Genomic DNA, 9,024 nt, shown 5'->3' with positions numbered 1-9,024 from the left:
CCGACGCGCCGCCCGCGATCACACCCCCGCTACACCCTCGTTTGTGATGAGCCCGCAATCTTCGATGTTCATCCCGGAACCACCGCAAGCGAACAATGCGCGATGAATTGTGGATCAGGGAGGCGCGGCGGGCAGAAGGGCCACAGTACCCAGACTGCCACATTCGCATCCAAGTCCGCTGGAGGTCACCCCGATCACCCACGTCGCCCCGTTCTCCACCAGAAACACCGGTCCGCCACTGTCTCCCCCGCAGACCCCATGTGAGGTATCGGTGTTCCGCACGCATAACTTGCCGACCACTGCCACACCTGCGGCTTCGCACAACTCCGCGGCAACCACAACCTGGTGAGCGCGCCGGGGAGTGCATGCTCGGAAGCCGTACTCAGACTCGGCCCCGTATCCCCATACTTCCAGCGCCGTTCCGACCGACACGGTTCTCCGACTCCGCTTTCAGGTCAGTCGACCGGGTCGCAAGCCTGGTCGAATACCAATCCTGCGTAAGTCCGATTGACATGGCGGGACGACCCCTCGCGGTAGCGAAGATCAAACCACTCCGCACCACCAATGCCATCTGGACCCGGCGTCACGGCGAGCACAACGTTCACCCCTCACCCGAGACGACCGTGGCCCCCTCAAGCGGTTCTCGCAAATCCCACTCAGCAACAATATCGGGGTCATCGTAGCCATCCGGTGGAACCTCCAGCCCGAACCCAAATAGCTGCTCCTGCGGGTATCGGATAATATAAGCTCCAGTCAGCGTCAGCAGCGGCATGTCGCCATCCGCGCCGAGTTCAGCAGATTCCAGAACTACGGGCCCACTGCCTGCGTTCGTCACCCAAGTCACGCCGATCGCTCGTGCCGACTGCGTCCAACACACCTCGCCTATCTGGGCGCTGCCGCCAGTCCCGTCGTCCAGTGATCCTGCCGCTGACGCACAACCTGAATGAGCAAGACACAAGGGCGCCACTGTTGCCAAGAGCAGTCGCACGCCACAGCTGGAGGAATTGAGACCTTTCTTCACCAGACTACATTGCGACGGATTCGGATGAACTCCGGTCAGCGCGGCACCGAGGTCTGAGGTGCCGGAGGATATTCGATCGTGAAAGTGTCAATCTGTGTCATGCCATCTTCGGCGTACACAGGGATGACGTGCTGCACGCTATCGCCAGCGGTTCGGGCGGCCTCGCGCGCTGCTTCCTGAGCCACCGCGTCTTTCGGGTTGGCTGCCTGCCAGGCATCACCGAACACCAGCGAGCTTTCTGCGTAGCCAAGCACACCGTTGTCGCCCATGACCGAGACCAGGTCGGGAGTCAGGGAGTCAGGGACCGTATCATCGTCGCCGGAGGGCATCGGCACCGGGCCATAGCTGAGGCCAGCTTCGGTGACTCCGGACGGTATCACCTCGGCCTTCTGCGACGAGTCACCCGGCAACGGCGAGGCGGACGCTGCCAACACCCCGGCGAACCCACCGGACACCGCGGCCACTAGCACAACACCCGCGAGCGCTGCCTTTACTGTTCTCGTCATGCTCGCACCTCTCTCACCACGTCAGGTAGGGTGAGTATCGGACTTCATCATCCACAATATACTCGTCCACATCGCCGTCCCATTGCGCACCTTTGGCACGGGATCGAACCGTGTGACAGTTAGTTCCGTTGCCGGTGCCAAACCAGGTGCCACTGGTGGTGTAACTCGTGTACTGCCAGCCACCCGATCGACAGACGGTTCCACTGCTGTTGACAGCTGATTCGCTGGTTCCCATGTAGCCAGCTGGTCGACTGTGAGCCTCCGCAGCCGTGCACCCGCCATCCCTGGTCGATACCCACCCCCAGGCTGCATAGCTGCTGCTGGTGGTCGAAATACTCGCTCGGTCGTACCCGCAGAGCTTCACACCTGAGGAGTGGAACGTCGTGAACTTGTAGAGCGAACCGTCGGCCGAGGCAGCGTAGGCGACACCGAAGCTCATCAAGAAGCTTCCGACCACCACTGCTACGATAGTGACCAGACGACGAGGCTTCACGTACATATCCAATCTTCAGGCACCTCCTGGGGGATACATCCGATCGTAGCCCTACATGTCGGACGTGTCTACGCCGCGGCATCTGGTCAGGTGGATCACCATGTGACACATTCCTCCAGGGCCGCCCTGAGTTCGCCACTGGCCTGGGTTTGGGGCTGCGGTTGCCGACGCCTCGCGATGAGCTAGGCGACCCACTCCTGCCAGGCTCCGCGCCACATGACCTTCGTCACCTTCAGGGCGTCGTCGAGGACGAGCAGGTCGGCGCGCTTGCCGGGGGCGAGCCGGCCGACCGAGTCGAGGCCGAGGTAGTCGGCGGGGACGGTGGACGCGGCCCGCAGAGCGGGCACCAGGCCGACCCCGGCGGCGACGGCATTGCGGACGGCCTTGTCGAGGGTCAGGGTGGAGCCGGCGATGGTGTCCTGGCCGGCGAGCCGGGCGACGCCGTCGCGCACCTCGACGGCCAACTCACCCAGGATGTAGTCACCGTCGCCGGCGGCAGCGGCGGCCATCGCGTCCGTCACCATGGCGACCCGGCCGGGAGCGGTTCCCATCACCCAGGCGACCAGTTCGGGCCGGACGTGGACGCCGTCCATCACCAGTTCGACGATCACCCGCTCGTCCTGCCAGAGCGCCAGCACCGGCCCGGGCAGGCGGTGCAGCAGCGGTGGCATGGCGTTGAAGAGGTGGGTGGCGCCGCGCGCACCCGCGTCGATCGCGGCGACCGCGATCTCGTAGGTGGCGGCGGTGTGACCGACCGCTGCCAGGCAGCCGGCGTCGACCATCAGGCCGATCGATTCCATCGCCCCGGCGCGCTCCGGCGCGATGGTGGCCATCTTCACGGTGCCGCGTCCGGTCGCCAGCAGGGCGGCCACCGCGGCGGGCTCCGGGTCGGTCAGCAGCTGGGGCGGGTGGGCGCCCTTGTAGCGCTCGGCCAGCCAGGGACCCTCCAGGTGGATGCCGGCCAGCTCGCCCGCCTCCACCAGGCCGGCCAGGCAGGCCACCTGCCGGTGCAGGTCGGAGTAGGCGCCGGTCACCAGCGAGGCCACGATCGAGGTGGTGCCCAGCCGGCGGTGGGCCGCCGTGGCCACCCGCACCACCTCGGGATCCTCGGTGACGAAGGAGGCGCCGCCGCCGCCGTGGCAGTGGGCGTCCACGTAGCCGGGGACCAGCACCCCGTCCACGACCAGGTCCGGAGCCCGCGGCGGCTCCCCTCTACCGATGTCGAGGATCTGCTCCTCCGCCACCTCTACCCAGCCCTCGGCCAGCTCGGGGGCGTCCTCCAGCAGCACCCGCTGCGCGCTGATCAGCACCGAAGTCGCCCCTAGATCTCGAGCCGCTGCCAATCGGGCAGGTGGGCGTAGGTCTCCTTGTAGTACTCCCGCATCGAGAGCTTGGCGGCGGCCGCCTCGTCGATCACCAGGGTGGCGTGCTGGTGCAGTTGCAGCACCGAGCCCGGCCACATCGAGGTGATCGGCCCTTCGATGACGGCGGCGATCGCCTCGGCCTTGCCCGCGCCGGTCGCCATGAGCACGACGTTGCGGGCGTCCAGGATGGTGCCCAGCCCCTGGGTCAGGCAGTGCATCGGCACGTCGTCGATCGAGTCGAAGAAGCGGGCGTTGTCGGCCCGGGTGCTCGCGGCGAGGGTCTTGATGCGGGTGCGGGAGCTCAGCGAGCTGGTCGGCTCGTTGAAGCCGATGTGCCCGTTCGAGCCGACGCCGAGGAACTGGATGTCGACCCCGCCGGCCGCCCGGATGGCCGCTTCGTAGGCCTCGCCGGCGGTGCTGAGATCCTCCGCGAAGCCGTTCGGGACGTGGACGCGGGCCGGGTCGAGCCCGAGCGGCACCGTCACGGTGCGGTTGATGACCTCGTGGTAGCTCTCCGGGTGGCCCTTCGGGATGCCGATGTACTCGTCCAGCGCGAAGGCCGAGGCCTCGGAGAGGTCGAGTTCGCCGGCGGCGACCAGCTTGGCCAGCTCGACGTAGGTCTTCACCGGGGACGACCCGGTCGCCACGCCGAAGACGACCTTCGGCCCGACCACCGCGGCCAGCTTGGCGGCCTTCGCAGCCGCGACCTCGGCGACCCGATCCTCGGTCGGGCAGATGATGACTTCCATGACTCTCCTTTGACTCGGCCGGCTCAGCGGGTGCTGCGGGTGACCCTGATCTTCTCACGAGCCTGCGTCTGCTGCTCGCGCTTGAGCGCCTCCTGCTCGGCCTTCAGCTCGTCCATGTTGAAGGTGCCGCGCAGCAGGACGAAGACGACCAGGGCGATGCCCAGCGACCAGGTCGCCGGTGCGCCCATGATGAGCGGCGCGGTGACCACCGCGACCACGTCGATGCCCCGGAGCAGGTTGAACATCAGGGTGGGCGGCATCGCGCCGCCGGGGGTGGCCATCATGGGGACGCCGAAGTCGGGCTGCTTGGCGGTCACCCAGCGGACGCCGCCCAGCACGCCGGCCAGACCGGTGACCAGCGCGGTGGTCAGCCCGCCGACCACCGAGCGGTCCGCCCCGGTCTGCGCGATCCCGATGAAGGCCGGGGTGACCAGCACGGCCCAGAGCAGGGCCAGCCCGGCCGGGACGAGCATCGCCGCCGAGCGCAGCGTCGAGGTCTTGAACGGCAGCGAGCGGGCCATGCCGCCGCTGCGGGTGAGCACCCGCAGGCTGCCCAGGAAGGGCACCAGCGCGATGAACAGCGCCAAGCCGCTCACGAGCGGGTTGAGCTGGCTCATCCGCAGCGCGTCCGCGGCGTACGGGACGACCAGGCTGACCGCCAGGCCGATCCACGGCTTGGGGAAGCGGCCGAGCCGCTGCAGGTCGCGCCACACCAGCGCCCAGACGCCCAGCCCGCGGCCCCGGACCGGCCGGACGTGGCCGCGGGCGGCGGCCTCGCGCTCCACCAGGATGTCGCGGATCAGCCCGAAGTCGAGGGCGAACATCGCCCCCTGCATGCCTGCCACCAGGGAACCGCCGCTGAGCAGCCGGGCGCGGCGGATCCGCTCCAGCCGGCGCAGGGCCAGGCTCAGCCAGAGCACCAGGCCGGCCACCGCGGCCGCCAGCAGGCCCACGACCGCCCAGCGGACGGTCTCGGCCGACGCGGCGATCGAGGCCGGCACCCAGCCGGCGGCGATGGAGACGACCAGCAGCAGCACCGCCAGCGTGCCGATCCCGAAGAGCCACAGCACCGAGCGCACCCCGGTGGTCCGTTCGATGGCCTGCTCGGCCCCGGCCAGCGCCATCAGCGCGGCACTGCCGGCCCCGGCGGCGGCCGTCCACAGCCCGAGGCCGACGGCGTCCATGCCCGAGAGCGCGGCCACCAGGGCGGTGAGCGCGGCGGTCAGCACGCCGGCGAGCACCACCGGGAGCACCAGCCGGGCGCGCAGCAGGCGGCGGCGCCGCAGCGGGGCGTCCATCAGCCAGAAACCTTCGGCGGCCGAGGCGAGCACCGGGCCGAAGAGCCGTCCGGCGGAAAGCGTGAGGGCGTAGCCGGCCAGCACCATGGCGGTGGGCATCATCAGCCGGGCGACGCCGCACTCGGTGGTGGTGCAGGCGGCCGCGCCGGATTGGGCCTGCACCAGGACGTTGCCCAGCATCGCCCCCAGCAGCACGACCGCGAAGAGCGCGATGTAGCCGTCGGAGAGGACCTGGCCCAGGGTGCGGGTGGCGCGGCCGTGCCGCCACTGCTTGATCTGGTCGTGCAGTTCCTTCTCGTCCACCTCGACCGGCTCGAAGGCGGGGACGAAGTAGAACTCCCGCTCCGGCTCCACCGGTTCGGCGGCGGGTTCGGGATCGAGCGCGACCTGCGCGGCCGGTGCCACCGGCTCGACGGCCGCGGCGCGGATCAGCTTGCGCGACTTCTTGCTCATTCCGCCTCGGCGGGCTCGGGGGCCAGCGCGGCGCCGGCCAGCCGCACCTCGCGGGTCGCCACCGCCTTCACCAGGGACGGCTCGTGGCTGGCCATCAGGATCGCCAGGCCGCGGGCCCGTTCGGCCTGCAGCCGCTGGGCGAGCCACTGGACGCCCTCGGTGTCCAGGCGCTGCTCGGGCTCGTCCAGGATCAGCAGCGACCGGGGCCGGACGAAGGCGGTCGCCAACGCCAGCCGGCGCCGCTGGCCCGAGGAGAGGGTGGCCGGCAGCTGGCCGGACTGGGCGACCAGCTGCACCTCGTGCAGCACCTCGTCCACGGCCGCCTCGGCGTCCGGGATGCCGTGGGCGCGGGCCAGCAGGTCCAGGTGCTCGACCACCGACAGGTCGGGGAAGAAGTCGAGGTCGTCGATGACGGTGGCCACATCCCGCCGGATCTGCGGGTTGGTCTCGCTGACCGTGACGCCGTTGACGGTGACGGTCCCCTCGTCCGGACGTTCGGCGCCCACCACGCAGCGCAGCACGGTCGACTTGCCGGCTCCATTGCGCCCGGTCAGCGCCACCGCCTCGCCGGCCCGGATCTCCAGGTCGAAGCCATCGATGATCACCACCGGCCCGAAGGCCTTTCTCAACCCGGTGACCTTGAGCACCGACGCGCGTTTCGCCATGGCTGCGATTCTCCCCCCACCGCCCAAGCCTGCGCGAATCGAGCGGGCTGTCAGCGCGGCGTGGCAGGCTAGTCCCCGTGCTGAAAACCGATGCCCGGGCCACCTTGGAGCGCCGCCGCGCCGAGGTGGCGGAGATGTTCGACCATGTCGCGCCCCGCTACGACCTGATGAACGACCTGATGTCGATGGGTCAGGACCGGGCCTGGCGCTCCGCCACGGTGGCCGCCGTGGCGCCACGGCCGGGCGAGCGCATCCTCGATCTGGCGGCCGGCACCGGCACCTCCTCGCTGCCGTTCGCGAAGGCGGGCGCGACCGTCGTCCCGGCGGATCTCTCATTCGGCATGCTCGCCGCCGGACGCGGCAAGCACCCCGAACTCCCCTTCGTGAACGCCGACGCCCTCTCGCTGCCCTTCGCCGACGACGCCTTCGACGCGGTCACCATCTCCTTCGGGCTGCGCAATATCGCCGACACCACGGCCGCCCTGGCCGAGTTGCGGCGGGTCACCCGGCCCGGCGGACGGGTGGTGGTCTGCGAGTTCTCCACCCCGGTCTGGGAGCCGTTCCGGCCCACCTATCGGTGGTATCTGCAAAACGTCCTGCCCAAGGTCGCCTCGGTGGCCTCCTCCAACCTGGTCGCCTACGACTACCTGGGCGAGTCGATCCTGGCCTGGCCCGATCAGCCGACCCTGGCCGGGCTGCTGCACGACGCCGGCTGGCGGGCGGTGAGTTGGAAGAACCTCAGCGGCGGGATCGTGGCGTTGCACCGGGCCTACGCCTGATGCTGCTGCACTCCTCGGCCGCCGGCTCCTGCGCGCTGAAGACGAGCTACGCCTTCACCGCTGGGCTGGAACAGCCCCCGCCACCGCCGGCGCCGCAGTGGAGCGTCGATCATCGCGGTTTCGCGGCGGGTGTGCTGGCCGAGATCCCGGAAGCGGTCGACCTGCGCGGGCTGCGCGATCAGCCGGTCGCCGAGCAGGAGGCGGCCTGCCTGCGGGCGATGCGGGACGGCGTACCGGTCATCGTCGGCGGGCGGCTTCCGGACGTCGACCACCGCGCCGGACGCCCCGACCTGCTGGTGCGCACCGCGACCGGCTACCTGCCCGGCCTCATCCGCGCCTACCGGATGTTCGAGAGCCGGGCGGACGACACGACCACCACGGTCTCGCGGCTCACCAGCCTCGGCACCCCCGAGGCGCTGCCGCAGACCCGGCTGCGCTGGCGGTACCGCTGGCACCTGGCGCTGCGGCTGGCCCACTACCACCGCATGCTCGCCTCGCTCGGCCTGGCCGCCGAGGGCGCCCACGGGCTGCTGATCGGCAACGACCCGCTGGACGAGTACGGCCAGGTGGCCGTCTGGGTGGATCTCGCCGAGCCGGCGCTCTCCCGCTCCGGCGGGCAGCCCGCCCCCTCCCCCGGCGCCCCCACCTCGGCGCTGGAGCGCTACGACTTCGAGTTCGCCCAGCGGGTCGACCTCGCCCGGCGCGCCATCGCTGCGGAGCCGGCGCCGCTGCCCGTCCGCACCCGGGAATGCGACCGGTGCGCGTGGTGGCCGGTGTGCGTCGAGCGGCTCGACCCCGACGACCTCACCCTGCAGCTGGCCAAGCTGCCGCTGGACGCCCACGAGGTGACCGTGCTGCGCCGGGCCGGCGTGACGACGGTCGCCGACCTGGCCGCCGCCGACCTCGATCGACTGCTGCCCGGCTATCTCGAGCAGGTCGGCCACCGGACCGGCGGCGAGGACCGGCTGCGACTGGCCCAGCGGCGGGCCGCGCTGGTGCACAGCGGCGTCCGGCTGGAACGGCTCGACAGCGGCCCCATCGACGTCCCCTCGGCCCCGCTGGAGATCGACTTCGACCTGGAGACCTCCGCCACCGAGCGGATCTACCTGTGGGGGTTCTGGGTGACCGACACCCGGACGGGGGAATCGTCCTACCACCACGTCAGCGACTTCCGGCAACTGGAACCCGCCGACGAACTCGACCTGGCGATCCGGGCGTTGACCTGGCTGCGCGAGATCAGCGACGGCGCCGAGACCCGGGTGTACCACTACTCCGCCTACGAGCGCGATCAGATCGACCGGCTCGCCCGCGCTCGGCACCACCCGGTGCTGGAGTGGGCGGCCGGCTACGCCCGGGAGAACTTCGTCGACCTCTTCCCCATCATGCGCGAGCACTTCTTCGGCACCGACGGGCTCGGTCTGAAGGTGGTCGCCTCGGCCGGCTCGGGGTTCGCCTGGCGCGATCCCGACCCGGGCGGCCTGAACAGCATGCGCTGGTTCTCCGACGCCGTCGGCGCAGCCACCGAGCCGGAACGGGACGCCGCCCGCCGCAGAGTGCTGGAGTACAACGAGGACGACGTCCGCGCCACCTGGCAGTTGCGGACGTGGTTGCGCTCGCTGACCTAAGCCCGGATCCGGGCCAAGGTCTCAGGTCGATAACGGATCTGCAAGGGGTGTTGACCGAGCAGGAGCGGAAG

9 protein-coding genes are annotated in these 9,024 nt (G+C 70.2%); 2 read left to right on the top strand and 7 right to left on the bottom strand.

The genetic code is table 11. The features are described from left to right. Positions 1 to 114: 114 nt before the first annotated feature. The 7 genes from Q0066_RS17565 to Q0066_RS10910 all read right to left on the bottom strand — a co-directional run bounded on the left by Q0066_RS17565 (position 115) and on the right by Q0066_RS10910 (position 6,549). Positions 115 to 432, bottom strand: coding sequence for a trypsin-like serine protease (locus Q0066_RS17565; protein WP_366521516.1), 318 nt, complete (start codon positions 430 to 432; stop codon positions 115 to 117). A gap of 169 nt (positions 433 to 601) precedes the next feature. Then, positions 602 to 1,021, bottom strand: coding sequence for a hypothetical protein (locus Q0066_RS10935; RefSeq protein ID WP_298132822.1), 420 nt, complete (start codon positions 1,019 to 1,021; stop codon positions 602 to 604). A 35-nt stretch (positions 1,022 to 1,056) separates the two neighbouring features. Further along, on the bottom strand, positions 1,057 to 1,527 hold the full coding sequence (locus Q0066_RS10930; protein ID WP_298132820.1) for a hypothetical protein: 471 nt from the start codon (positions 1,525 to 1,527) through the stop codon (positions 1,057 to 1,059). A gap of 675 nt (positions 1,528 to 2,202) precedes the next feature. Continuing rightward, positions 2,203 to 3,330 carry an amidohydrolase family protein gene (locus tag Q0066_RS10925; protein WP_298132818.1) on the bottom strand — a complete coding sequence of 376 codons (1,128 nt, stop codon included), beginning with the start codon at positions 3,328 to 3,330 and terminating at the stop codon, positions 2,203 to 2,205. A gap of 11 nt (positions 3,331 to 3,341) precedes the next feature. Continuing rightward, positions 3,342 to 4,133, bottom strand: coding sequence for a glucosamine-6-phosphate deaminase (gene nagB / locus Q0066_RS10920; protein ID WP_298132815.1), 792 nt, complete (start codon positions 4,131 to 4,133; stop codon positions 3,342 to 3,344). Positions 4,134 to 4,156: 23 nt separating this feature from the next. Continuing rightward, entirely contained in the window at positions 4,157 to 5,884 is a 1,728-nt protein-coding gene (locus Q0066_RS10915; RefSeq protein WP_298132813.1) for a DUF6297 family protein, read from the bottom strand. Continuing rightward, on the bottom strand, positions 5,881 to 6,549 hold the full coding sequence (locus Q0066_RS10910) for an ABC transporter ATP-binding protein (protein ID WP_298132811.1): 669 nt from the start codon (positions 6,547 to 6,549) through the stop codon (positions 5,881 to 5,883). Before Q0066_RS10910 ends, Q0066_RS10915 begins: the two co-directional genes overlap by 4 nt. 77 nt (positions 6,550 to 6,626) lie before the next feature. Between Q0066_RS10910 and Q0066_RS10905 the strand changes: the two genes are divergently transcribed. Next, entirely contained in the window at positions 6,627 to 7,328 is a 702-nt protein-coding gene (locus Q0066_RS10905) for a demethylmenaquinone methyltransferase (RefSeq protein ID WP_298132809.1), read from the top strand. Beyond that, positions 7,328 to 8,953 carry a TM0106 family RecB-like putative nuclease gene (locus Q0066_RS10900; protein ID WP_298132807.1) on the top strand — a complete coding sequence of 542 codons (1,626 nt, stop codon included), beginning with the start codon at positions 7,328 to 7,330 and terminating at the stop codon, positions 8,951 to 8,953. The genes Q0066_RS10905 and Q0066_RS10900 overlap by 1 nt, the downstream gene beginning before the upstream one ends. Positions 8,954 to 9,024: the final 71 nt, after the last annotated feature.

The sequence above is a fragment of the Micropruina sp. genome, from assembly GCF_027492755.1.
Taxonomy (GTDB): Bacteria; Actinomycetota; Actinomycetes; order Propionibacteriales; family Propionibacteriaceae; genus Micropruina.
The sequence above is the reverse complement of the archived record's forward strand: the minus strand, read 5'-3'. Positions and strand labels throughout refer to the sequence as shown.